Here is a 24,467-nt window from a genome sequence, read left to right as displayed (position 1 = left end):
CGGTGCGTCATGTTGCGACCACGAGCTCCCGGCCTCCGCCGGGATGACGGGGTGAGTGTGTGCTACCTCAGTCCGATCACCGACAATTGACGGCCATAGCTGTTTTCGCCTTTGTGGCACGCGCGACGATAGCTGAAATAATCCTGGGGCAAGGCATAGGTGTCCTGCCCGCCGATGGCAATTCGCGTGACGCCCGCCGCGGCGAGCCGCGCAGCGACATAGGCGGCGATGTCGAACATCGCGTGGCCGGGCTTGCCCGCGGCGAAGAAGCGTTCGTTCGCGGGATCGTCGCCGACGAAGCGCTGCACGAAGCCATCGTCGACCTCGTAGGAGGCGCGGCCGATGCAGGGGCCGATCGCGGCGGCGATATGGGTGCGGCGAGCACCGAGGCCTTCCATCGCGTCCAGCGTCGCGTCGGTGATTCCGGCGAGCGCGCCTTTCCAACCCGCGTGCGCCGCGCCGACGACGCCGGCGTCGCGGTCGGCGAAGAGGACGGGGACGCAGTCCGCGGTCAATATGCCGAGCAGGATGCCGGAGGTACGCGTGACATGAGCGTCGGCTTCGGGGCGTGCGGCGAGATCGTTGCTCTCATCGACGATCACGCAGCGATTGCCATGGACCTGATAGAGGCCGGTGAGCGTCGCATCGGGCAGCGCGGCATCGGCGACGCGTTGCCGGTTTTCGGCGATCAGCGCCGGATCGTCGCCCGACCCGAGTCCGCAGTTGAGCGAGGCGAGCTCGCCAGCGGACACGCCGCCGCGGCGGCCGAAGAAACCGTGCGCGATGCCGTCCAGCGTGGGTGCGGTAACGAAAGGCGCGGTCACAGGTCGAGCCGGAAGATGCGGTCCTCGTCGACATGATTGCCGACGCGAAAGGCGTTGCGGCCGACGTCGACGAAACCGTAGCGACGGTAAAAGGCCTGCGCGCGCGGATTTTCCGTGAAGACCGAAAGATAGAGGATCGACGCGCGCGCGCGGGCCCATTCGATGCCCCAGTCCATCAGCGCCACGGCGATGCCGGTGCCCTTTGCGGCTTCTCCGACATAGAGCTGGTGGAGTTCGGTCGCATCTTCGCCCGGCTGGCCTTCGGGAAGGTCGAAATCGATCGGGCCCATTTTTATGAAGCCGGCGATCGCGCCAGCGTCGTCATGGGCCAGGGCAATCGCCCAGCCGGGATCGGCGATCTGGTCGCGGATGCGTTCGGGCGGGTTCCAGCCGGCGAGGAAGGCCGCAAGATCGGCGGGGTCGTAGATATGCCCGAAGGTGTGGGTGAAGGCCGTGCTCGCGAACAGGGTCAGCTCGCCGACGTCCTCGTCGCGGGCCAGGGTGATGGTCGTCATGCCGGTTCCTCGATCGCCCCGAACCCTTGGGGTCGCGGCCAGCCGGGGGCGGTGGCGGCCATGACCTTGAACAATTCGCCCATCGCTTGCGGCTCGACGAGCCGGTCGCGCTGCGCCTTCAGTTCTTCGGCGCGGTCGGGTGCCGCACTCGCGAGCGCGTGCAACCGCGCGTCGATGCCCATCGCCTGCAGCCATGCGCCCTGGCCGACGGGGCCGGTCACCACGACTCCGCCGCGCCGCGCCGCGTGCGCGAGCGGCGTGAAATCGACATGGGCGGTGAGGTCGACCTCGCCGGGGTCGGAAAAGGGATCGGCGAATCGATGCGCCTTCACCGCCTGCAGCGTGTCGCCTGCGGCGGGCCCCCGATAGCCATAGTCGATCACCAGCATCGCGCCGCCGTGACGCGCGAGCCGAAAGGCGCAGCCCTGCATGATCGCGGCCGATGCGGGGGCGGTTTCGACGATATCCCCTTCGCCACGGCCGCGCAGCGCCACCGGGATATGATCGTCGGCAGGGGCGGCACCGGGCACCGCCGTAAATTTGCCGTCGACCCTCTCGACCATGCGCTCGCGCCAGCCGTCGACGGCGCGGACATATTGATGCACTGGCAGCGCGTCGAAAAATTCATTGGCGACGATGACGATCGCGTCTTCGCCCGGCAGGTCGGCGATGCCGCCGTGGTGCGTCGCCGCCGGCAGGCGCGCCGACTGCGCGGCGCGCAGCGCCGGGCTCGTCTCGACGAGATGGACGCCCTGCGGCGTGCAGCCGAAACGTGCCATCGCGCGCAGCGCATCGGCGGCAAGCGTGCCGCGCCCGGGGCCGAGTTCGGCATAGCGAAACGCCGGGCTGCCCGCGCGCGACCACAGGTCGGCGATCCAGATACCGACCATCTCGCCGAACATCTGGCTGATTTCGGGCGCCGTCGTGAAATCGCCCGCGGCGCCGAGCGGGTCGCGCGTCGCATAATAATGCGCGTTTGCGGCCGCCATATAGTCGGCAACGGTCATTGCTCGCGCCGCCGCGATGTCGCCGATCAGCTGCTCGGGGTTCGGCGGCCCGTCACGCAACGCTGTCGAGTCCGGCGACCGGTTCGACGCGCTGGCGGCGCCCCTTCGCGGTCGCGACGAGCCATGCGCCGGCGAGAAGCATCGGGATGGTCAGCGTCTGCCCCATCGTCAGCCCCCACGACAAGGTGCCGAGCTGGACGTCGGGCTCGCGCACGAACTCGACCGCGAAACGGCTGAGGCCATAGATGATCGCCGCCATGCCGAACAGAAAGCCGGGCTTGTAGCGCGCATCGGTGCGCCAGAAGAAGAAAGCGAGGACGGCCATCATCACGATCCCTTCGAGGCCCGCTTCGTAAAGCTGGCTTGGGTGGCGCGGGTCCATCGTGCCGCTGCCCGGAAAGATGATCGCCCACGGCACGGTCGTCGCGCGGCCCCACAGCTCGCCGTTCACGAAATTGGCGAGGCGGCCGAAGAAGAGGCCGAAGGGGACGACGCAGGCGATATAGTCGCAAAAGCGCAGGAAGCTGAGATTTTCTCTCTTCGTCACATACCAGATCGCGACCAGCACGCCGATCACGCCGCCGTGGAGCGACATGCCGCCGTCCCACAATTTGAAGATTTCGAGGGGCTTCTGGATATAGTTGCCGAGGTTGTAGAAGAGCACATAGCCGAGCCGGCCGCCGAGGATGATCCCGAGCATCGCATAGAAGATCATGTCATCGGCATGGCGCCGCGCCATCGGCGCGCCGGGCTGCGCGATCAGCTTCAACAGATACCAGTAACCGACGAAAATACCGGCGAGATAAGCGAGCGCATACCAGCGGATGGGGAGGCCGAAGACGCTGAACGCGATCTCGCTGTTCGGTCCCATCAAATCCTGAAAGTTAAGATATTGCGTTGCTTCGGCTAAGGTTGCAAAAAGAAACATATCGTCGCGCTGTCCTTCCCCAGGAGAGGCCTCCCCATAAGGGGTAAGGCGAGCGAGACCAAGAGGAGAGATACACGATGCCATCTGCGCTCGATTTGCGCCTGGAAGCCGCCTATAATCTGATCACCGGTCCGGGCGGGCCGATCCAGGTCGGATCCGTCGAACGCTTTGGCCGCGAGCTGCCCGTCATCGCCAATGCGCCGACGAATCTGGCCGACTATGTCGCCTTTTTTTGTGCGCAGCATGGCGACGCGACCTTTCTGGTCGAGGGCGACGAACGACTGAGCTTCAAACAGGTCTATGCCGCCGCGCGCAAGGTCGCCGCGGCGCTCGTCGAAGGGCATGGCGTCGAGCGGGGCGACCGCGTCGGCATCGCGATGCGCAACGCCAATGCCTGGTGCGTCTCCTACCTCGGCGTGTTGATGGCGGGCGGCTGCGCGACGCTGCTCAACGGCTGGTGGCAGGGCGGTGAGCTCGCCGCGGGCATCGAGGATGCCGAAGCGAAGCTGGTCATCGCCGACGTCCAGCGCGCGGCGCGGCTTGCGGAGCCGGGCGTCAGCCATGGCGCAAAGGTCATCACGCTCGATCTTTCAAAGCCGATCGACGAAGCGATCGCCCCGATCACGAGCGCGGGCGGCGCCGGGACGGCATTGCCCGCTCTCACCGGCGACGATCTGGCGACGATCCTCTTCACCTCCGGTTCGACCGGCCAGTCGAAGGGCGCCTATTCGCGCCATCATGCGGTGGTGCAGGCGATCTTCAACTATGTGACGCAAACCGCGAGCATCGTCCATCTGCTCACGCAGGACGGGCTGATGTCGGACATCCAGCCCGCGACGCTGATCTGCACCCCGCTGTTTCACGTCACCGCGGAAATTCCGGTGTTCCTTCAGAGCATCGCGATCGGGCGCAAGCTCGTTCTGATGCCCAAGTGGAATGCGGACGAGGCGATGCGGCTCATCCAGGACGAGAAGGTCAATTATTTCGTCGGCGTTCCGCTGATGAGCTATGAGATTCTCGTCAGCCCGAACCGCAAGAACTACGATTTGTCGACGTGCAAGAGCTACGCCGGCGGCGGCGCGCCGCGTCCGCCCGAACATGTGCGGCGTCTTGCGTCGGAGATGGGTGAAGCGAAACCGCTGCTCGGTTACGGCCTGACCGAAACCAATGCGGTCGGCTGCGGCATCATCAACGAGAATTATGTCGACAAGCCGCTGTCGACGGGACCGGCGTCGAAGCCGCTCGTCGATCTTGCGATCCTCGACGACAATGGCGAACCGGTGCCGCAGGGGGGCGTGGGCGAGGTCTGCATCCGGTCGGTCGCCAATTTCGAGGGCTATTGGAACAATGAGGCGGCGACGAAGGCGGCCTTCTTCGACAATGGCTATTTCCGTTCGGGCGACCTCGGCTATCTCGACGAGGACGGCTATCTGTTCATCGTCGATCGCAAGAAAGACATCATCATTCGCGGCGGCGAGAATATCAGCTGTCAGGAAGTCGAGGCGGCGATTTACGAGCATCCCGAGGCGAACGAATGCGCGGTGTTCGGGCTTCCCGACGAGCGGCTCGGCGAATGTGTCGGCGCGGTGGTGTGGATGAAGCCGGGCAGCAGCGTGACCGCCGACGATCTGGTCGCCTTTCTCAGCGCGCGCCTCGCGCCGTACAAGGTGCCGTGCAAGATCTGGATGTCGAACGACGCGCTACCCAAGCTCGGCAGCGAAAAGATCGACAAGGTGAGCTTGCGCAACCATTATCGCGGCGAATATGCGGCGGAGGTCGTCGCGTAACCGATTGAAGGACAGGAGCGAACCGGGACCATGGCCAAGGCTGAAACTCCCGTCGCTCCCGAAAAGCCGGAGCCGGTGCGCGTCTATCGCCACCGGCTGCCGACGCGCATCTGGCATTGGGTCAATGCGGTCACCCTGCTCGTCCTTCTGATGAGCGGGCTGATGATCTTCAATGCGCACCCGCGCCTCTATTGGGGCGAATATGGCGCCAATTTCGATCGGGCCTGGCTGGTGATCGGCTCGACCGCCGACGCGGGATATTTGCGGGTCGGCGACTGGAAGATCGACACGACGGGCGTGCTCGGCCGATGGACCGACGCGCAAGGGACGACAAAGACCTGGGCTTTTCCGGGCTGGGCGACGATCCCGACGAGCTACAGCCTCGCCGACGGGCGGCGCTGGCACCTGCTATTCGCGTGGCTACTCTCGGTCGGGCTCGCGCTCTATATGCTCTGGACGCTTCTCGGCGGACATCTGCGCAAGGACCTGCACGTCCGCCGCGCCGAATGGTCGCCGCGCCATATCTGGCACGATGTGAAGGAGCATGCGCGGCTTCGTTTTCCGAAAGGCGAAGCCGCGGCGCGCTACGGCATCCTGCAAAAGCTCAGCTATATCGGCGTCATCTTCATCGCGCTGCCGCTGATGATCGCGACGGGGCTCACCATGTCGCCCGGTATGAACGCGGCGTGGCCGTGGTTGCTCGATATCTTCGGCGGGCGCCAGTCGGCGCGCTCGATCCACTTCATCACCGCCTGGGCGCTCGTAGCCTTTTTTATCGTCCACATTGCGATGGTGCTGCTCGCAGGGCCGGTCAACGAGCTTCGCTCGATGGTCACCGGCTGGTTCCGCCTGCCGCCGGCGAAGGACGGGCGCGCATGAGCGACATCATCCTCCCGCGCCGCCAGTTGATCGCCCGCGCCGGCGGAATGGTCGCCGCGGCGGGGACGCTGCCGCTGCTCGCGGGCTGCGACGCGATCAACGACGCGCCCGCCGTGCGCAAGATCCTGGCGATGGGCGAGGAGATGAACCGCGCGAGCCAGCGCGCGCTGATCGACCGCGACGCGCTCGCGCGCGAATTCGGCCGCGCCGACCTGTCGCCCTTTTTCCGGCCGAACGGCACGCGCCTCCCCGCCGGGGCGGTTTATGCCGCACATGCCGCGAACGCTTTCGTGGACTGGCGCGTCAAGGTCTCGGGCCTCGTCGCGCGCCCGCTGTCGCTGTCGATGGCCGACATTCGCGCGATGCCGCAGCGCACGCAGATCACGCGCCACGACTGCGTCGAGGGGTGGAGCGCGATCGGGCAGTGGACGGGTGTGCAGCTTCACCGGATTCTCGATGCGGCGGGCGTGCGGGACGGCGCGCGCTATATCGTATTCCGCTGTGCCGATCGGATTGGCGACGCGCTCTATTATGAAAGCTGCGACATGATCGACGCGCGCCATCCGCAGACGATCCTTGCCTGGGCGCTCAATGATGCCGTGCTGCCGATCGCCAACGGCGCCCCGCTGCGCCTGCGCATCGAGCGCCAGTTGGGTTACAAGCACGCCAAATATGTCAACGCGATCGAAGCGGTCGCGAGTCTCGATGCTATCGGCGCGGGCAAGGGCGGTTATTGGGAGGACCGCGTCGATTATGAATGGTATGCCGGAATTTGACCTGGACCCCCTCGCGGTGCAAATATTCGGCGCATAACATATGTCGATTCTGAGTCCGTTTCTCTCCCGGATCATTCGTCACGGACGGCTGACCGTCGTCATGCCCGATGGCGCGCGCGAGGAATATGGCCAGCCGGCCGAGGGCTTTTCCAACGTCACGATCCGCTTCACCAGCCGGAGGGGGATGCGCCGCATCCTCCTCGATCCGCGCCTCGGCGCGGCCGAAGCGTTCATGGATGGCGAGATGGAACTGGTGGAGGGCGACATCATGGAGTTCGTCGCGCTCGTTCGCTCGAACACGCCGTGGGACCGCGGCGCGAAGCTGCACGACAAGACGTGGCTGGGCCGGCGCGCCGAATGGGTAAAAACGCGGATTGGCTCGATAAACCGCCAGCGCCGCTCGCGCGCGAACGTCAAGCATCATTACGACATCGGCAACAATCTCTACCGCCTCTTCCTCGACGAGGACATGCAATATAGCTGCGCCTATTGGTCGCGGCCGGACATGACGCTGGAAGAGGCGCAGGCCGCGAAAAAGGCGCATATCGCCGCCAAGCTTGCGCTCGCGCCGGGGCAGCGGGTGCTCGATATCGGCTGCGGCTGGGGCGGGATGGCGATCACGCTCGCCAAGCTCGAACGGGTCGATGTGCTCGGGATCACGCTATCGGAAGAGCAACTCGCGCTCGCGCGCCAGCGCGCGGCGGCGGCCGGCGTCGCCGACCGGGTGACGTTTGAATTGATCGACTATCGCGACCTCGCCGCGCGCGAGGAGGGCGGGTTCGACCGCATCGTGTCGGTCGGCATGTTCGAGCATGTCGGCGCACTCAATTTCGAGACTTTCTTTCGCGCCGCGGCCAATTTGATGACCGCCGACGGGGTGATGCTGCTCCACACGATCGGGCGCTTCGGAGGGCCGGGATCGACCGACGCCTTCACGCGCAAATATATCTTCCCCGGCGGTTATATTCCGGCATTGAGCGAGACGCTGGCGGCGAGCGAAAAGAGCCGGCTGATCGCGACCGACATCGAGACGCTACGGCTCCATTACGCGCTGACCCTGCGCCAATGGTATGCGCGGACGCTCGCGCATGAAGACGAGATCGTCCGGATGATGGGCGTTCGCTTCTTTCGCATGTGGTGCTTCTATCTCGCCGGCGCGACATCGGCGTTCGAGAGCGGCGGGATGGGCAATTACCAGATCCAGTTCGCGCGCAGCCGCCACGCGCTACCGCTGACCCGCGATTATATGGGCGAGGCGGAGCGAGGCTATGCCGGATAGCGTTCGTTCATGACATCCCAGCTCAGCGCCACGAGCTGTTCGAGAACCGCCAAATCCACATCGGCGAGCTTGTTGATGTAGAGGCAGGATTTGCCCGTCTTGTGCTTGCCGAGCTTTGCGAACAGCGCGTCGGCTTCGGGCTGGCGGTCGCAATAATGGCCCATCAGATAGAGCGTCATCGCGGCCTTGCGGGGTGAGAAGCCGGCGCGGCACATCGTCCCCGAATGGCCGCTGTCATAGACATAGTCGTAGCTGCCATAGCCGATGATCGACGGACCCCACATCCTGGGCGGCAGGCCGGTGACGCGGCGGTGGATCGCATCGACGATGGCCGCTTCCTCGCGGCGCCTCGCGTCGGGCACCGCGGCGATGAAATCGGCGACCGAAACCTCGGTCGCCCTGGTCTTGATTTCGGCTTTGGCCATGGCGCTTCTCCCGGGCGTGACGATAGCTTGCGCGCGACGGGGCGCCAAGCCGGTTGCACCTTGGACGGCGGACTGCTAGCCGCGCCCGCGTCTTCCCTCGCCAAAGGTGCATCATGTCCGAGTCCTTCAAGCGCGTCGTCCTCGCCTATTCGGGCGGCCTCGATACCAGCGTCATCCTGAAGTGGCTGCAGGTCACCTATGGCTGCGAGGTGGTGACCTTCACCGCCGACCTCGGGCAGGGCGAGGAACTCGAACCCGCGCGTGCCAAGGCCGAACTGATGGGGATCAAGCCCGAGCACATCTATATCGACGATCTGCGCGAGGAATTCGTCCGCGATTTCGTCTTCCCGATGATGCGCGCCAACGCTCGCTATGAAGGCGATTATCTGCTCGGTACCTCGATCGCGCGCCCGCTGATTTCGAAGCGCCTCGTCGAGATCGCGAAGGAAACCGGCGCCGATGCGGTCGCGCACGGCGCGACGGGCAAGGGCAATGATCAGGTGCGGTTCGAACTCAGCGCCTATGCGCTCAACCCCGACATCAAGGTGATCGCGCCGTGGCGCGAATGGGATCTGACCAGCCGCACCGCGCTGATCGACTTCGCCGAGAAGAACCAGATCCCGGTGCCCAAGGACAAGCGCGGCGAAAGCCCCTTCTCGACCGACGCGAATCTCCTCCACACCTCGTCCGAAGGCAAGGTGCTCGAGGATCCGTGGGAAGAGACGCCCGACTATGTCTATTCGCGCACGGTCAATCCCGAGGACGCGCCCGACACGCCTGAATATATCACGATCGATTTCGAGAAGGGTGACGGCGCCGCGCTGAACGGTCAGGCGATGTCGCCCGCGACGCTGCTCGCGGCATTGAACGACCTTGGCCGCAAGCATGGCATCGGCCGCCTCGATCTCGTCGAGAACCGCTTCGTCGGCATGAAGTCGCGCGGCATGTACGAGACGCCCGGCGGCGAAATCTATGCGCGCGCGCATCGCGGAATTGAAAGCATCACGCTCGACCGCGGCGCTGCGCACCTCAAGGACGAGCTGATGCCGAAATATGCCGAACTCATCTACAACGGCTTCTGGTTCGCGCCCGAGCGCGAGATGCTGCAGGCCGCGATCGACCACAGCCAGACGAACGTCACCGGCACCGTCCGCCTCAAGCTCTACAAGGGCAATGCGAGCGTCGTCGGCCGCAAGTCGCCGTTCAGCCTCTACAGCGAACGCCATGTGACCTTCGAGGACGATGCCGGCGCCTATGACCAGAAGGATGCGGCGGGCTTCATCAAACTCAACGCCTTGCGCTTGAAACTGCTCGCGAAACAGGGTCAATAAGGCGGCCGGGAACGGGCCCGGCTGCGACAGGAGCCTTGGTCCATGTTCTCCCTTTTGCTGGCGGCCGCCAGCCTGACGCCTGCGTTCAACGATGCCTCCTATGCCGACCTCGGCTATGTGGAGCGCGCCGCGGGCGATTGCACCGCGCGATTCGGCGGGGGTTCGATCGAGATCCGGCAGGCCTTCAACGATGCCGATCGTACGATGATCAACGTCGCGGTGGTGACGGGCAAGCCGACGCGCGCGCTTCCCGTCGGGACGCAGCTGTGGGCAAAGGCGAGCTATGGCCCCGCGTGGCGCGCAGTGGTGATCGAATCGACGCCGGAGCGGCTGGGTTTCGTGGCGCATAATCGCTTCGTCGGCGACTTGTTCACCGAGGATTCGCTGTCCATCGCGCTCCACGAGCGGCTCGATGCGGGCGCGATAGGTGATGCCGTGCTCGTCGATGTGGGATCGGACGTTTCGGGCTTCCGCGAAAAGCTCGCTTCGGCTTTCGACTGCGCGGATTCGCTCGGCATTTGACGCCAACGAAGCGCCGCGAAAATGAGGGGTTAGCAAGCGGCGCGCACCTGCGCTAAGGCGCGAGACATGACCGCGACCCGATTTTTCTCCGACAATGCCGCAACCGTCCATCCGGTAGTGATGGAAGCGATGGCCACCGCGAATCGGGTCGATACGGCCTATGACGGCGACGCGCTCAGTCAGTCGCTCGACGCGGCTTTTTCGGAGCTTTTCGAGACGGATTGCGAGGTCGTGTGGATCCCGACGGGGACCGCGGCGAACAGCATCATCCTCGCGCATTTCGTGCGGCCGTGGCAGGGCATTCTCTGCTACGAGGAAGCGCATATCGAGGTCGACGAATGCGGCGCGCCGACCTTCTATTCGGGCGGCGCGAAGCTGATGCCGCTACCGGGGCGCGGCGCGAAGATCGACGCCGCCGCGCTGAAAGCGCGGATCGCGGGAATCCGGCAGGACGTGCATCAGGTCCAACCGGCGGCGGTCAGCATCACCAACGCGACCGAATATGGGCTGGCCTGGCGCGCCGACGAGATCGGAGAGATCAGCGCGATCGCGAAGGGCAAGGGGCTGAAGCTCCACATGGACGGCGCGCGCTTCGCCAATGCCGTCGCCTTTCTCGGCTGCGCGCCCGCCGACGTCACATGGCGCGCCGGAGTCGATGCGCTGTCGTTCGGCTTCACCAAAAATGGCGCGATGATGGCTGAAGCGATCGTCTTTTTCGGCGGCAGCGGCGGCGCCGGAGTGCGCGAGCTCAAGAAGCGCGGCGGGCATCTGCTCAGCAAGGGGCGCTTCGTCGCGGCGCAGATTCGCGCGATGCTGAAGGACGATCTGTGGCTGGCCAACGCGCGCGCCGCCAATGCCGGCGCGGCGAAGCTGGCGGCGGCGTGCGGCAGCCGGCTGATGTATCCGGTCGAGGCGAACGAGCTGTTTGTGCGGATGACCGCCGAAGAGGCAGCGAAACTGCGCGGGGCCGGGTTCGACTTCTACGACTGGGGCGAAGGCGCGGCGCGCCTCGTCGTCAGCTGGGATCAGGACGCCGAAGCCGTCGCGCCGCTGGCGGCGGCGATCGGCGCGCTATGAGCGGCGAGCAGCCGACGCTGCTCAGCCCGCGCGTCCTACTGCCCTTTGCGCTGGTCACGCTGATCTGGGGGTCGACGTGGATCGTCATCAAGGGACAGCTCGGCGTCGTTCCGCCGAGCTGGTCGGTGACCTATCGTTTCGCCGTTGCGGCGATCGCGATGTTCGTCTTTGCCGCGATGCGGCGCGAGCCGATATGGATCGGCCCCCGCGCGATGGCCTTTGCCGCAGTGCTCGGTGCCGCGCAGTTCGCACTGAACTTCAACTTCGTCTATCGCGCCGAACAGCACATAGCCTCGGGCCTTGTCGCGGTGCTCTTCGCGTTGCTGATCGTGCCCAACACCTTGCTCGGGCGCGCCTTTCTGAAGACGCCGCTCGAAGGACGCTTCCTGGCAGGGGCGGGGATCGCAATCGTCGGGGTCGGACTGATGATCCTCCACGAATATCGCGCCGCAACCGTCGGGGCAGGCGAAGTGCTGCTCGGCACCGCGCTGACGCTAGCGGGCGTGATGAGCGCCTCCACCGCCAATGTCATGCAGGGGACAGCCTTCGCGCGCGCGCAGTCGATGGTGGTGATGATCGCCTGGGCGATGCTGTTCGGCGCACTCGCCGACGGCAGCTATGCGTGGATCACCACGGGCCCGCCGGTAATCGAGTCCACGCCCGTCTATCTTGGCGGCGTGCTCTATCTCGGCATCATCGCGAGCGCGGTGACCTTTCCGCTCTATTTCAACGTCATACGCGCGGTTGGGCCGGGGCAGGCGGCCTGGTCGAGCGTGCTGATCCCGATCATCGCGATGGGTTTTTCGACCGTATTCGAAAATTATCATTGGGCGGCGCTGTCGATCACCGGCGGCATCGTCGCTTTGATCGGGCTGGTGATCGCGGTCGCGAAGCGGCCCGAGCGGCCGTCGGTCAGCGGAAACACGGTGTCGATGCCGGTGCAGCAAGAAGACCGGTTGCCATAACTGTATTGCCGTAATAATACGGTGATATGAAGATGTTTGCCAGCACGTTGTTGCTCCTCGCCGCGCTTCCGGGCGCACCGGCTTTCGCGCAAGCCGCTTGCCAGCCCGGCACCTATGCGGCCCCCGATGGCGATTTCGTGGTACTTGCGAAGCTCCCGTCGATCCCGGCGCCAGGGCTGCGCTATCTGTTCCGCGATGGGCGGCGTGGCGCGACGTCGGACCCGGATGCGCCACTGGCTTGCGATGCCGGTCAGGTGAATGTGAAAGGCGCGGCTTGGCAACCGGTCGCGTTCCGCGAGACGCCGGCGAGTTTCGACAGCGTCGGCACGAAGATGACGGGCATGCTCATCGAGCCGCCGGGCGCGGACCCCACGCGTCCGCTCCTCGTGATGGTGCACGGGTCCGAACGCTCGTCGCCGATCGGCGGCATCTATGGCTATGCGATGGCGGCGCAGCGGATTTCGGTATTCGTCTACGACAAGCGCGGGACGGGCGGTTCCGATGGCGAATATACGCAGAATTTCGAACTGCTCGCTGCCGATGCGGCGCATGCGCTCGAAAAGGCGCGGGAGATGGCGGCGGGCCGGTTCGGTCGCGCGGGCTTTTTCGGCGGCAGCCAGGGCGGCTGGGTGGCCCCGCTCGCGGCGACATTGACCAAGGCCGACTATGTGACCGTCGGCTTCGGCCTCGTCGCCTCGCCGATCGAGGAAGATCGCGAGCAGATGGTCTCCGAAGTGCGCGCGGTGGGGCTGGGCAAGGATGCCGAGGCGCTGGTCAACCGCTTGTCGCAGGCTACCGCGGGGTTGCTGCTGTCGGATTTCGACACCGGCTACGAAGCGCTCGATGCCGTGCGACGCGAGATGGCGGACCAACCATGGGCGGCGAAGATCGAGGGCGAGTATAGCGGGGCGATTGCGCGCATGCCGAACGAGGAGCTGAAGCGGATCGGGCGGGCGCGCTTCGACAACCTCGAACTGATCTGGGACTATGACGCGGTTGCGGCGCTACGGAAACTCGATACGCCTTTGCTGTGGGTGCTTGCGGGCGAAGACCGCGAGGCGCCGATCGAAACGACGCGCGGCGCGCTGCTCGGGCTTGCGAGAGAAGGCAAGCCCTTCGACGTCTACCTCTTTCCCCGCACTGATCACGGCATGTTCGAGTTCACGACTGCCGCCGACGGCTCGCGCCGTATAACGCGCATCACCGACGGCTATCTCAAATTGCTCGGCGACTGGATCAAGGGCAGCGCAAGCGGCAAATATGGCCGCGCGGAGAGACTTACCCTGCGCTGATCCGCTCGATGTCGGCGCCGACGGCCTGGAGCTTCTCTTCGAGCCGCTCGTAACCGCGGTCGAGGTGATAGACGCGGTTGACCTCGGTTTGCCCCTCGGCAGCAAGGCCCGCGATGATCAGGCTCATCGATGCGCGCAGGTCGGTCGCCATCACCGGCGCGCCGACCAGATGGTCGACCCCGCGGACGATCGCGGTCCGGCCCTTGACCTGAATGTCGCAACCCATGCGCGCCAGTTCGGGGACGTGCATATAGCGGTTTTCGAAGATCGTCTCGGTGAACAGCGACGCGCCCTTGCCGAGCGTCGCCATCGCCATGAACTGGGCCTGCATGTCGGTTGCGAAGCCCGGGTAGGGCGCCGTCGAGAGCGTGACGGGTTCGGCGCGGCCCGACATGGCGACACGGATGCCGGCCTTGGTCGGCTCGACCGTCGCGCCGGCTTCGCGCAGCGCGGCGAGCGTCGCGTCCATTTCATCGACCTTGGCGCCGACCAGCTCGACATCGCCCTCGGTGATGACCGCGGCGCAGGCATAGCTGCCCGCCTCGATGCGGTCGGCCATGACGCGATAGGTTGCGCCGTGCAGCCGGTCGACACCCTCGATCGTCAGCGTTTCGGTGCCGATGCCGTCGATATGCGCGCCCATCGCGACGAGGCAGTTGCACAGGTCGACGATCTCGGGCTCGCGCGCCGCATTTTCGAGCACGCAGCTGCCTTTGGCGAGCACCGCCGCCATGACGGCGTTTTCGGTCGCGCCGACCGAGACGACGGGGAAGGTGAACTTGCCGCCGGGGAGGCGTCCGCCACCGGGCGCGCTCGCCTTCACATAGCCCGACGCAAGTTCGATCTCGGCGCCGAAGGCCTCGAGGGCTTTCAGGTGGAGGTCGATCGGGCGGTTGCCGATCGCGCAGCCGCCGGGAAGCGACACGGTCGCCTCGCCCGCGCGCGCGAGCAGCGGTCCGAGCACGAGGATCGACGCGCGCATCTTGCGCACGATGTCATAGGGCGCAACGGTCGAGGTGAGGGTGGTCGTGCGCGCGGTCATCACGCGGCCGAAATCTTCGGGTCGCGATCCCTCGATCGTCGTCGAGCAGCCGAGCTGGTTCAAGAGGTGGCCGAATCCGTCGACGTCGGCGAGCCGCGGCAGGTTGCGAAGCGTCAGCGGCTCGTCGGTGAGCAGCGCGCAGGGCAGCAGGGTGAGCGCCGCATTCTTGGCACCGGAGATGGGGATACGGCCCTTGAGTCGCTGGCCGCCGCGAATGACGATCTGATCCATCGGCTGTCTTTAGCGCATGCGCCGGGCCGCGCAAGCGGACTGGCCATGCCGGCGATGGCGGCCGGCGGTGGGCGCCGCCAAGGATGGTTAAGTTGCCGTATGAGCGAATAGCTTTCGTCGTGGCTTTCCCATCGAAAATGTGAAACTATTCTTGCCCATATCGGGCCTCGACAATCGCAGCGTTTACGTAAAACGACTTTTCACAGGGGAGAAGGTCATGCGGAATAATGTCGTCACGGTCGTGATTACGGCCACCTTGATTGCCAGCCAACTTGCTGTGCCCGCGATGCCGCAGGCCACGACCTTGCCCTATCCGCCACCCGGCGGCCCGCAGATCCAGCCGCCGCGCCCCGGCTATGGCGATGGCTATGCCGGAACCATCCGCTGCGAATCGCGGAACAACCGGCTTCAGCGCTGTAACGTCCGCACGAACAATCGCGTCGAATTGATGCGCGTCATCGGCGGGCGCTGTTCGAAAGGGCGCGACTGGGGCTTTACCGCGACGCAGATCTGGGTGTCGGGCGGGTGCCGCGCCGAGTTCCGCTATGGCTATGCCAATAATGGCGGCAATCCGGTGCCGTTGCCGCAGCCGGTCGACGATTATGCGGGGACGATCCGCTGCGAGTCGCGCAGCAACCGCTATCAGCAGTGCAATGTCGCGACGAACGACCGCGTCGAACTGGTGCGCCGGATCGGCGGGCGCTGCAACGCCGGGCGGCAATGGGGCTATACCTCGAGCTATGTCTGGGTGAACAACGGATGCCGCGCCGACTTCGGCTATGGCTATCGCAACCTCCGGCCGCCCGAAAAGGACAAGGATAAGGGGCCGAGCACCGGGCTGATCATCGGCGGCATCGTCGTCGCGGGCGGGCTGCTTGCCCTGCTCGCGAGCCAGAGCAAGAAGAAAAAGGCCGAAGCCGGCGAGCCGGTGCAGGACGGCACGCCAACGCCGACCTATCCGGCGGGGCCTCCGGCGACATTGAGCGCCAATCTTTCAGCGCTGCCGAGCGCGGCGCGGCCTTCGGTGCAAAACTGCATGAACGATGCGGCGCGCCAGATCGGGGTGACCGGCGGCACGCGGCTGTCGTACGACCGGCTCGTCCACCTCGAGCAGGGCAACGGCGGATGGCGCATCCGTGCGGCGATGACCGCAACCTATCCCGATGGCGCCAAGCAAATCGAAATGTATTGCCGCGCGACGCCGACGCAGATCATCCAGCTCGACTTCAGTTAAGGGGAATCCTTCGTCTGGAGACGCGTCGGCGCGAACGCGTCGGTTGCCGGCGGTTTTGGAGTGGTGAGCGGACATTTCAGTTCCGTCATCCCGGCGAAGGGTGTTCAGAGGCACGTGACTCTGAAACACGATCTCACCCTAACGGTTTATCGCACCGGCGAGATCCCGGCCCTCGCCGGGATGACAATGGAAAGAATGTCGTATTCCGGTCGGAAGGCAGTCGCTTATATCCTCCTCCCGATTGCATCTTTCGGCCAAGCCGTGAATGAGAGAGCCGGCGTGGCGTGAGCGGAACGGAATGATGAACGACGGTGGCCCGTTCGCGGCGCTTTGGAAACGGGCTTATCCACTGCTGACGGTCACCGCGCTGTTCTGGGCGGGCAATTCGATCGTCGGACGCGCGGCGCGCGACCTCGTGCCGCCCGCCGCCCTGTCTTTCTGGCGCTGGACCTTCGCGCTCTTGCTGCTGCTGCCGCTCGCCTGGCCGCATTTGCGGCGCGACTGGCCGGTGCTGCGCGCGAACTGGCCGATCGTCGCGCTGCTCGGCGCGCTCGCGATCGGTTCGTTCAACATCCTGCTTTACACGGGCTTGCAGAGCACCACCGCGCTCAATTCGATGCTGATCCAGTCGGCCCAGCCCGCGCTTGTGCTGATCGCCGGAGCGCTGGTGATGGGCGATCGCACCAGCCTGCGGCAGGTTGCGGGAGTGCTGATCTCGCTCGCCGGCGTGCTCGCGATCATCGCGCGCGGCGATCCTGCGATGCTATGGGGCCTCCGGCTCAATATCGGGGACGCGATCATCAGCGTGGCGGTGCTGATCTGGGCGCTCTACTCGGTGCTGCTCCGCCGCCGCCCTGTGGTGCATCCGCTAAGCTTTCTCGCGGCATCGATGGTCGTCGGCATCGCGGTGATCGCGCCTGTCTACGCGCACGAACTCTGGTCGGGGCGGCTGATCGTTCCGGCGGCGGGGAGTGCGCTCGCGATCGCCTATGTCTCGATCTTCCCGTCCTTTCTCGCCTATCTCTTCTTCAATCGCGGGGTCGAACTGATCGGCTCGGCGGCGACGGGGCAATATATGAATGTCATGCCGCTGATTGGCGCGGGACTCGCGATGCTGTTCCTCGGCGAGGCGCTGCACCTGTTCCATGTCGCCGGGCTGGCGCTGATCGTCGCCGGAATCCTCGTCGCCGGGCGCCCGCCGCCCGCGGCGCAGGCCTAAGCCTCGATCTGGCCGAGTGCTTCCTCGACCTGCGCCAGCCGGTCCTTGCCGAAGAACATCTCGCCGCCGACGAAAAAGGTCGGGATGCCGAACACGCCGCGCGCGACCGCGGCTTCGGTGTTGGCGGCCAGCCTTGCCTTGATCGCGGGCTCCTGCGTGCGCGCGAGGAGGGCGGGGCCGTCGAAGCCGTTCGCCGAGAGGAAGGGTGCGATCACCTCCGGATCGTCCATCTTGAGGCCTTCCTCCCACATCGCGCGGTTAACCGCGTCGACATAATCGTCAAGATTGCCTTCGTCCTCGGCGACGATCGCGCCGCGCATGACGGTCAGCGTGTTGACGGGAAAATGCGGATTGATGCGGAATCTGACGAGGCCGTGCTTCGCGATGAAGCGGCGCATTTCGAGATTCTCATATGCGAGCTTCGCGGGCGCGTCGGCATATTGGATCATCGGCGCCTTGTTGCCCGTCGCCTTGAAGATGCCGCCCAAAAGACAGGGGGCGATGACGAGATCGGCGCCCGTGCGGTCGAGCAGGTCGGGAAGCGCCTTCATCGAGAGATAGGCGTTGGGGCTGCCGAAGTCGAAGATGAGTTCGAGCGTTTTGGTCACCATTTTTCTCCCCAGGGGCGAAGATCGAGTTCGTGCGTCCAAGCGCTTTTGGGCTGCCTGTGGAGCATCACATAATTGGCGGCGATGGCTGCGGGATTGAGGATCAGATCCCGTGCTTTCGCGTTGTCGAAATCGGGATGGCGCCCTTTGATGAATTCGGTGTCGATCGCGCCGTCGATGATCGTGTGCGCAACGTGGATGCCCTGCGGGCCGAGTTCGCGCGCCATCGACTGCGCAAGCATGCGGAGCGCGCCCTTGGCACCCGAAAAGGCGGAGAAACCCGATCCGCCGCGCAGGGACGCGGTCGCGCCGGTGAAGATGATCGTACCGCGGCCCCGCGGCGCCATGCGCCTCGCCGCCTCGCGGCCCATCAGGAAGCCGCCGAGGCATGCCATTTCCCAGACCTTGGTGTAGACGCGCACCGTCGTGTCGACGATCGGGAAATTCACATTCGCGCCGATGTTGAACACCGCGACCTCGACCGGGCCGACCTCGGCCTCGACCTGATCGAACAGCGCAATCATCGCTTCTTCCACGCGCGCGTCGGCGGGGAAGGCGCGCGCCTGATGCCCGTCGTCGCGGATCTGCTGCGCGAGGGCTTCCAGCTGCTCGGCGTTGCGTTCGCGGCGGTTGACGCAGGCGGTGAGGCCCGCGGCGGCAAAGGCGCGGGCGATCGCGCCGCCGGTGGCGTCTCCGGCTCCGATGATGACGGCTGCGGGGTTGGGCATCAGCGACTCTCCTGTTGCGCCACATCGTAACTATGATAATCATAGTAACAAGGATTAAATTTAATCGTCATTCCCGCGAACGCGGGAACCCAGCGAACCAGCGCCGGAACTGGGTTCCCGCATTCGCGGGAATGACGAGGAAGGGGAAGTGCTGGAACAATGCCCAAACGCGCGGATTTGTCGGATACGTTCTGCCCCGTCGGCCGCTCGGCCGAATTGCTCGGCGACCGCGCGGTGCTCCTGATCCTGCGCGACCTGTTCTTCGGGCGGCGGCGGTTCGAGGAGATCGCGGCGAACACCGGGCTCGGTCCGCAGATCGTATCGGCGCGGCTCAAGCTGCTGGTCGAGCAAGGGGTGATCGAACGCCGCGCCTATCGAGAGCGGCCGCCGCGCTACGAATATCGCCTGACCGCGAAGGGCAAGGATCTGTTCGACGTCCTCTACGCGATGCGCAACTGGGCCGAACGCTGGGCCTATGAAGAGGGTGAGACGGGGGGAGGGCCGGCCATGCGCTATACCCATCGCGCTTGCGGTGCCGACGTCGGCACATCGACCGTCTGTCCGGGGTGCGGCGAGCCGCTGCGCTATGGCGATCTGAAAGGGGAGCCGTCGCTGGCGCTCAAAGCCGAACAGGCCGCAAAATCGGGCTGATCAGGCCTTTTCCAGCGTGCATTGCAGCGGATGCTGGTTCTGCCTCGCGGCGTCCATCACCTGGTTTACCTTGGTCTCGGCGACTTCGTAGCTGAACACGCCGCACACGCCGACGCCCTGCTGGTGGACGTGCAGCATCACCTGCGTCGCCTGCTCGATATCCATGTTGAAGAAACGCTGGAGCACCATCACGACGAATTCCATCGGCGTGTAATCGTCGTTGAGCAGCAGCACCTTGTACATCGAGGGCTTTTTCGCCTTGGCGCGGGTGCGCGTCGCGATACCAACGCCGGGGCTGCCGGGCGAGCCGTCGTCCTTGTCCGCCATGGCGCGGACATTCTTTGACTCCGCCATGGCGCGGACCGGCTGGATGGTCGAAACTGGAAACATCATCGCAGGAATATCGCAAGCCGCGGCCGAAGCGCAAGGGGCGCGGTCGCGGATTTTAACCTCTTGTTCGCCAGCGGGCAGAACCAAAACAAGAACCGCCCGCTTCCGGGGAAGCGAGCGGCCTTGGGGTGTCGGCGCAGGCGGGGAGAGGGAGGGGAGTCGCCCGCGCCAACGATGGAAGAGAGGGCGCTTAGGCGGCCTTCATCTTCGAAGTGATGACCGAAACGCGGTTCGAGATCGGCGCGAAGCTGTCGTTCGTCAGCTTGACGACGAGTTCGCTGGTCTTCGAGGTCTGCGCGACAGCGGCGTCGAACGCCTTCTTGCTGTTCTCGGCATAGAGCTTGAAGAAGTCGGCCGGGGTCTTGACGGCGGTATAGCCCTTCAGCGCGGCGGTCGTGTCTTCGAAGCTCTTGCGAGCGAAGGTGACGCCTTCCTGGCCGAGCGTTTCGATGCCCTTGGCAGCGATCTTGCCCGATTCGACGAGGGCTTCGATGTTCGCCTTGTTGAATTCGACGGCTTCTTCGGCGAGCTTGCTCGACTTGGCCATGGCTTCCTTCGCCTTCTCGTTGAAGTCGGCGGTCAGGGTTTCGGCGCGGGTCTTCGCTTCTTCGGCGAACTTCTTGACGGTGTCGTTCATGGTCTTCAGTCCTTTGGTGGCGAGAGCGGCCGGCTTCGGCGCGGCTTTCGCGGGCTTGGGGGCAATGGTCTTCGCAGCCGCCTTCTTGGGGGCGACCTTCTTGGCTGCCGGCTTTGCGGCTTTCTTTTGGACCGGCTTGGCCTTCGCCGCGACAGTCTTGGTTTTCACGGGCGCCGCCGCTTTCGCCGCGGATGCAGCTTCGGCGGGAGCGGTAGGAGCGGCCACCGGCTTGGCGGCGGTTTCCAGCGTCGCGGCTTCGAAAGCCTTTTCGGCACTATCCATCTTGGTAGCCATCGGGACAACTCCTTTATGTTGCACTGCACAATATAGGAGTGGATCGGCGATTTCAAGAAAAAATTTGTGCAGCGCACAAAAATGCTGCACCGTCGGCCAGAGCGCCGATATATTCGCCAGATATTACCGCTGTTTGACGTAGCGGCCGGGGGCGTCCTCGATCGGCTTTTTCTTGCCTTTACCGGGGATGCGCGCGCCCTTGGCGGCGCTTTTTTCATCATCCTGCTGCGCGATCCAGCCGATCCAGTGCGGCCACCAACTGCCCTTGGTCTCGGACGCGCTCGCAACAAAATCGTCGAGCGACGCGGCCCCGTTGTCGCCGGTCCAATATTGATATTTGCCCGCCGCGGGCGGGTTGACCACGCCGGCGATGTGGCCCGAACCCGCGAGCACGAAGGTCTTGGCCCCCGAGAGATGGTCCATCAGCCGCCAGACGCTCGCGAGCGGCGCGATATGATCCTCGCGGCCCGCCTGGATATAGGCGGGGGTCTCGATCTTCTTGAGGTCGATCGGCGTGCCCATCACCTCCAGGCTGTTCGGGATCACCAAACGATTGTCGCGATAGAGGTCGACCAGATATTGCCGGTGCCACTTCGCGGGCAGGTTGGTGACGTCGCCGTTCCAGTAGAGAAGGTCGAAAGGCGGATAGTCGTTGCCGAGCAGATAATTGCTCACGACATAATTCCAGATAAGATCGCGGCCGCGCAGACTGTTGAAGGTCGCCGCCATATAGCGCCCGTCGAGGAACCCCCCCGCTGACAGCTGCTGGAGGAGGGTCAGATAGCCTTCATCGACGAACATTTTGAGGTCGCCCGCCAGTTCGAAATCGACCTGCGCAGTAAAGAAGGTCACCGACCGGACCTTGTCGGCCTCGCCGCGCGCAGCGAGCATCGCCAGCGTCGCGGCGAGCGTGGTGCCCGCGACGCAATAGCCGATCGTGTGGACGTGCGGCACGTCGAGAAGCTCGCGCACCGTATCGATGGCATCGACCTGCGCCGCGATATAATCGTCCCACACGACCTCGCTCATCGAAGCGTCGGCCGACTTCCACGATACCATGAAGACCGAAAGGCCTTGTTCGACCGCCCAAGCTACGAAGCTTTTCGCGGGATTGAGGTCGAGAATGTAGAAGCGGTTGATCCACGGCGGGAAGATGACGAGCGGGACGGTGAAAACCTCCTTCGTCGTCGGGCTGTACTGGATCAGCTGATAGAGATCGGTTTCGTGGACCACCTTGCCCGGCGTGGTCGCGATATTCACCCCGACTTCGAACGCGTCGGGGTCGACGTGGGAGAGTTGCCCGCGCGACAGGTCGGCGAGCATATTCTTCAACCCCTTGAGCAGGCTTTCGCCGCGCGTCTCGACCGCGCGTCTGATCACTTCGGGATTGGTGATCGCAAGGTTCGAGGGCGACAGCGCGTCGGTCATATTCTTCGCGGCGAATTCCATCTTCGCGCGCGCATGCTCGTCGAGCCCCTGCATGGTGCGGGTGGTCGTGAGCAATTGTTCGGCGAGCAGGCCGTAGGTTTGGCGGATCAGCGCGAAGACCGGGTTGGCGGTCCAGTCGGGATCGGCGAAACGCTTGTCTTTCGGCGCATCGGCGTCCGGCGCGAACGACGGCTGGATCGTCGCGAGCGAAGTCCAGAAGGCCACGCCCTGTTCCCACAGCTTCGACGATTGTTCGGCCCACAGCTGGGTGGTCGGATTTTGCAGCCAGCTCGCGGGGTCGAACATACCCGCCGCGGCGCTGTTGCCCTGGTTGGCCTGACCCAGCGCATATTCGAGCATCATCTGCTGCGCGCGGCCCATGACACTGGCCCAATGCTGCAGGTCATCGGGTGATGGCATGAAGGGATTCGGCGTCTCGGTCGTGTCGTCCTTACCCGTATCGTTCATGCTCGTTCCTGCTGGTCAGTGCGGATATAATGCCTATAACAAGCCGCGATGCGGCTGGCGAGATTGCCGCGCGCGTCAATCAGGTTCTGACCTTCCCGTAACGCAAAGGAGTTGTTCTAGTTTCCCATGTCCGAAGATGAATTCTATCGCATCAAGCGCCTGCCGCCCTACGTCATCGCTGAAGTGAATGCGATGCGTGCGGCCGCCCGCGCCGCGGGAGAGGACATCATCGACCTGGGTATGGGCAACCCCGACCTGCCGCCGCCCGCGCATGTGATCGAAAAGCTGTGCGAAGTCGCGATGAAGCCCGACGCGCACGGCTATTCGCAGTCGAAGGGCATTCCGGGCCTCCGCCGCGCGCAGGCCAATTATTACGGGCGCCGCTTCAACGTCGAGCTCGATCCCGAAAGTGAAGTCGTCGTGACGATGGGGTCGAAGGAGGGGCTTGCGAGCCTCGCGACCGCAATCACCGGCCCCGGCGACGTCGTGCTCGCGCCGAACCCCAGCTATCCGATTCACACCTTCGGCTTCATCATCGCCGGCGCGACGATCCGCAGCGTTCCGACGACGCCCGACGAGAATTACTGGCGCGCGCTCGACCGCGCGATGGCCTTCACCGTACCGCGCCCGTCGATCCTGGTGGTCAACTATCCGTCGAACCCGACCGCCGAAGCGGTCGACCTCGCCTTCTATGAGCGGCTCGTCGCCTGGGCGAAGGAGAATAAGGTGTGGATCCTGTCCGACCTCGCCTATTCCGAGCTTTATTACGACGGCAATCCGACGCCTTCGATCCTGCAGGTACCGGGCGCGAAGGATGTCGCGATCGAGTTCACCTCGATGTCGAAAACCTATTCGATGGCGGGCTGGCGCATGGGTTTTGCGGTCGGCAACAAAAAGCTGATCGCCGCGATGACACGGGTCAAATCCTATCTCGATTACGGCGCCTTCACCCCGATCCAGGCCGCGGCCTGCGCCGCGCTTAATGGTCCGCAGGACATCGTCGCCAAAAACCGCGAGCTTTACCAGAAGCGCCGCGACGTGATGGTCGAAAGCTTCGCGCGCGCCGGCTGGGACATTCCGAGCCCGCCCGCGTCGATGTTCGCCTGGGCGCCGCTGCCGCCCGCGCTCAAGGAAATGGGCAGCCTCGAATTCTCGAAGCAGCTTCTGACCCATGCCAAGGTCGCGGTCGCGCCGGGCGTCGGCTATGGCGAGGACGGCGAGGGTTATGTTCGCATCGCGATGGTCGAGAATGAACAGCGCATCCGGCAGGCGGCGCGCAACATCCGCAAATTCCTCGCCATGCACGGGGTCAACACGCCGTCGGTCGCAGCCGGGGGATGATGGACCTCGACGCCGGCGCGATTGCGCAGACGATCCAACTGTCGGTCACGCCGGTGTTCCTGCTGGTCGCGACCGGCAGCCTGCTCAACGTCATCGCGGGGCGGCTGGCGCGCGTCGTCGATCGCTCGCGCAACCTGATGGAACGCTGGGCCGACACCGAAGGCGTCGAGCATGAACGCATCGTCGCCGAACTGCGCATCGCCGACCGGCGGATGGGGATCATCAACAATTCGATCCTCTCTGCCGTGGCGTGCGGCATCGTCGTCTGCCTGCTCGTCGCTTTGCTGTTCACCCAGGCCTTTACCGGAATCAATCTTGGAGTCGCGGCGTCATGGGCCTTTGCGGCAGCGATGCTGTTGCTGCTCGTCTCGCTGATCCTTTTTCTCGTCGAGGTCCGTCTCGCGGTGCGTGCGATCCATGTCCCGATGGAATTGCTCGAGCTGGAGGGCAGGGATCGGAAGCGGCGGCGCGACCGACACTGACCGGCCGAAAAATTTTTCCATGCGCCGCGCGGCGGGCGCCGTAACGGCAATTGCGAACGGCCTTCCCGGCGCACCGCAAGGGCGTTGACACCGGTCCCTCCGGTCTG

The 24,467-nt window shown here is 64.9% G+C and carries 25 protein-coding genes; 14 read left to right on the top strand and 11 right to left on the bottom strand.

Annotation, left to right across the window (positions count from 1 at the left end; genetic code table 11):
* Positions 1-62 precede the first annotated feature (62 nt).
* Genes pgeF through lgt form a run of 4 tightly spaced genes read right to left on the bottom strand, consistent with a single transcriptional unit; the run spans position 63 to position 3,274 of the window.
* Positions 63-824: a peptidoglycan editing factor PgeF gene (pgeF, locus tag OVY29_RS09670; RefSeq protein WP_052182260.1), complete on the bottom strand. Its 762-nt coding sequence runs from the start codon at positions 822-824 to the stop codon at positions 63-65.
* A complete protein-coding gene (locus OVY29_RS09665) occupies positions 821-1,339 on the bottom strand; it encodes a GNAT family N-acetyltransferase (RefSeq protein ID WP_037555513.1) in 519 nt (172 codons plus the stop codon). Before OVY29_RS09665 ends, pgeF begins: the two co-directional genes overlap by 4 nt.
* Entirely contained in the window at positions 1,336-2,346 is a 1,011-nt protein-coding gene (locus OVY29_RS09660; protein WP_235211522.1) for a class I SAM-dependent methyltransferase, read from the bottom strand. The genes OVY29_RS09665 and OVY29_RS09660 overlap by 4 nt, the downstream gene beginning before the upstream one ends.
* Before the next feature lie 52 nt (positions 2,347-2,398).
* Positions 2,399-3,274 (bottom strand): prolipoprotein diacylglyceryl transferase, encoded by an 876-nt coding sequence (gene lgt / locus OVY29_RS09655; RefSeq protein ID WP_409581458.1) that lies wholly within the window; start codon positions 3,272-3,274, stop codon positions 2,399-2,401.
* Between the two features lie 77 nt (positions 3,275-3,351).
* Here lgt and OVY29_RS09650 point away from each other — a divergent pair, with 77 nt between their 5' ends.
* The 4 genes from OVY29_RS09650 to OVY29_RS09635 are packed head-to-tail and all read left to right on the top strand — an operon-like array spanning position 3,352 to position 7,995.
* Complete coding sequence (locus tag OVY29_RS09650; protein ID WP_037555510.1) at positions 3,352-5,061, top strand: class I adenylate-forming enzyme family protein; 1,710 nt, start codon at positions 3,352-3,354, stop codon at positions 5,059-5,061.
* Between the two features lie 30 nt (positions 5,062-5,091).
* Positions 5,092-5,940 carry a cytochrome b/b6 domain-containing protein gene (locus OVY29_RS09645; RefSeq protein WP_037555509.1) on the top strand — a complete coding sequence of 283 codons (849 nt, stop codon included), beginning with the start codon at positions 5,092-5,094 and terminating at the stop codon, positions 5,938-5,940.
* Complete coding sequence (locus OVY29_RS09640) at positions 5,937-6,716, top strand: molybdopterin-dependent oxidoreductase (RefSeq protein WP_081933088.1); 780 nt, start codon at positions 5,937-5,939, stop codon at positions 6,714-6,716. Before OVY29_RS09645 ends, OVY29_RS09640 begins: the two co-directional genes overlap by 4 nt.
* A gap of 40 nt (positions 6,717-6,756) precedes the next feature.
* Complete coding sequence (locus tag OVY29_RS09635) at positions 6,757-7,995, top strand: SAM-dependent methyltransferase (RefSeq protein WP_037555508.1); 1,239 nt, start codon at positions 6,757-6,759, stop codon at positions 7,993-7,995.
* On the opposite strand, the gene OVY29_RS09630 is transcribed toward OVY29_RS09635, so the two are convergent.
* The gene (locus OVY29_RS09630) at positions 7,983-8,420 is read right to left on the bottom strand and encodes a DUF1801 domain-containing protein (RefSeq protein WP_037555507.1); all 438 of its coding nucleotides are present in this window, start codon (positions 8,418-8,420) and stop codon (positions 7,983-7,985) included. The two genes, OVY29_RS09635 and OVY29_RS09630, sit on opposite strands and share 13 nt — an antisense overlap.
* A 113-nt stretch (positions 8,421-8,533) precedes the next feature.
* Here OVY29_RS09630 and OVY29_RS09625 point away from each other — a divergent pair, with 113 nt between their 5' ends.
* The 5 genes from OVY29_RS09625 (at position 8,534) to OVY29_RS09605 (ending at position 13,607) form a co-directional block, all read left to right on the top strand.
* The gene (locus tag OVY29_RS09625) at positions 8,534-9,751 is read left to right on the top strand and encodes an argininosuccinate synthase (RefSeq protein ID WP_037555506.1); all 1,218 of its coding nucleotides are present in this window, start codon (positions 8,534-8,536) and stop codon (positions 9,749-9,751) included.
* A 42-nt stretch (positions 9,752-9,793) separates the two neighbouring features.
* Positions 9,794-10,273 (top strand): hypothetical protein, encoded by a 480-nt coding sequence (locus OVY29_RS09620; protein WP_037555505.1) that lies wholly within the window; start codon positions 9,794-9,796, stop codon positions 10,271-10,273.
* Between the two features lie 66 nt (positions 10,274-10,339).
* Positions 10,340-11,350, top strand: coding sequence for a threonine aldolase family protein (locus tag OVY29_RS09615; protein ID WP_037555504.1), 1,011 nt, complete (start codon positions 10,340-10,342; stop codon positions 11,348-11,350).
* Positions 11,347-12,315, top strand: a complete 969-nt coding sequence (locus OVY29_RS09610; RefSeq protein WP_037555503.1) for a DMT family transporter — start codon at positions 11,347-11,349, stop codon at positions 12,313-12,315. Before OVY29_RS09615 ends, OVY29_RS09610 begins: the two co-directional genes overlap by 4 nt.
* A gap of 26 nt (positions 12,316-12,341) precedes the next feature.
* Positions 12,342-13,607, top strand: a complete 1,266-nt coding sequence (locus OVY29_RS09605) for an alpha/beta hydrolase family protein (RefSeq protein WP_313911204.1) — start codon at positions 12,342-12,344, stop codon at positions 13,605-13,607.
* Here OVY29_RS09605 and murA read toward each other — a convergent pair.
* Entirely contained in the window at positions 13,594-14,880 is a 1,287-nt protein-coding gene (murA, locus tag OVY29_RS09600) for a UDP-N-acetylglucosamine 1-carboxyvinyltransferase (RefSeq protein ID WP_037555501.1), read from the bottom strand. The genes OVY29_RS09605 and murA overlap by 14 nt on opposite strands.
* 217 nt (positions 14,881-15,097) lie before the next feature.
* Between murA and OVY29_RS09595 the strand changes: the two genes are divergently transcribed.
* Positions 15,098-16,114, top strand: coding sequence for a DUF3011 domain-containing protein (locus OVY29_RS09595; protein WP_052182259.1), 1,017 nt, complete (start codon positions 15,098-15,100; stop codon positions 16,112-16,114).
* A 301-nt stretch (positions 16,115-16,415) separates the two neighbouring features.
* A complete protein-coding gene (locus OVY29_RS09590; RefSeq protein WP_313911203.1) occupies positions 16,416-17,333 on the top strand; it encodes a DMT family transporter in 918 nt (305 codons plus the stop codon).
* Here OVY29_RS09590 and OVY29_RS09585 read toward each other — a convergent pair.
* Both OVY29_RS09585 and OVY29_RS09580 read right to left on the bottom strand, forming a co-directional pair.
* Entirely contained in the window at positions 17,330-17,944 is a 615-nt protein-coding gene (locus tag OVY29_RS09585) for a 2-hydroxychromene-2-carboxylate isomerase (protein ID WP_037555498.1), read from the bottom strand. The genes OVY29_RS09590 and OVY29_RS09585 overlap by 4 nt on opposite strands.
* The gene (locus OVY29_RS09580) at positions 17,938-18,669 is read right to left on the bottom strand and encodes an SDR family NAD(P)-dependent oxidoreductase (protein WP_313911202.1); all 732 of its coding nucleotides are present in this window, start codon (positions 18,667-18,669) and stop codon (positions 17,938-17,940) included. The genes OVY29_RS09585 and OVY29_RS09580 overlap by 7 nt, the downstream gene beginning before the upstream one ends.
* Positions 18,670-18,828: 159 nt before the next feature.
* Here OVY29_RS09580 and OVY29_RS09575 point away from each other — a divergent pair, with 159 nt between their 5' ends.
* Positions 18,829-19,320: a winged helix-turn-helix transcriptional regulator gene (locus OVY29_RS09575; protein ID WP_037555496.1), complete on the top strand. Its 492-nt coding sequence runs from the start codon at positions 18,829-18,831 to the stop codon at positions 19,318-19,320.
* On the opposite strand, the gene clpS is transcribed toward OVY29_RS09575, so the two are convergent.
* From clpS to OVY29_RS09560, 3 genes are all read right to left on the bottom strand, one after another.
* Positions 19,321-19,647: an ATP-dependent Clp protease adapter ClpS gene (gene clpS, locus OVY29_RS09570; RefSeq protein ID WP_235211521.1), complete on the bottom strand. Its 327-nt coding sequence runs from the start codon at positions 19,645-19,647 to the stop codon at positions 19,321-19,323.
* A gap of 253 nt (positions 19,648-19,900) precedes the next feature.
* Positions 19,901-20,641, bottom strand: a complete 741-nt coding sequence (locus tag OVY29_RS09565) for a phasin family protein (RefSeq protein ID WP_052182258.1) — start codon at positions 20,639-20,641, stop codon at positions 19,901-19,903.
* Between the two features lie 123 nt (positions 20,642-20,764).
* Positions 20,765-22,537, bottom strand: a complete 1,773-nt coding sequence (locus OVY29_RS09560; protein ID WP_313911201.1) for a class I poly(R)-hydroxyalkanoic acid synthase — start codon at positions 22,535-22,537, stop codon at positions 20,765-20,767.
* A 126-nt stretch (positions 22,538-22,663) separates the two neighbouring features.
* Between OVY29_RS09560 and OVY29_RS09555 the strand changes: the two genes are divergently transcribed.
* Both OVY29_RS09555 and OVY29_RS09550 read left to right on the top strand, forming a co-directional pair.
* The gene (locus OVY29_RS09555; RefSeq protein ID WP_037555491.1) at positions 22,664-23,878 is read left to right on the top strand and encodes an LL-diaminopimelate aminotransferase; all 1,215 of its coding nucleotides are present in this window, start codon (positions 22,664-22,666) and stop codon (positions 23,876-23,878) included.
* On the top strand, positions 23,875-24,360 hold the full coding sequence (locus tag OVY29_RS09550; RefSeq protein ID WP_235211518.1) for a DUF2721 domain-containing protein: 486 nt from the start codon (positions 23,875-23,877) through the stop codon (positions 24,358-24,360). The genes OVY29_RS09555 and OVY29_RS09550 overlap by 4 nt, the downstream gene beginning before the upstream one ends.
* Positions 24,361-24,467: the final 107 nt, after the last annotated feature.

It is taken from the genome of Sphingopyxis sp. SE2 (assembly GCF_032227185.1).
Lineage (GTDB): Bacteria > Pseudomonadota > Alphaproteobacteria > Sphingomonadales > Sphingomonadaceae > Sphingopyxis.
The sequence above is the reverse complement of the archived record's forward strand: the minus strand, read 5'-3'. Positions and strand labels throughout refer to the sequence as shown.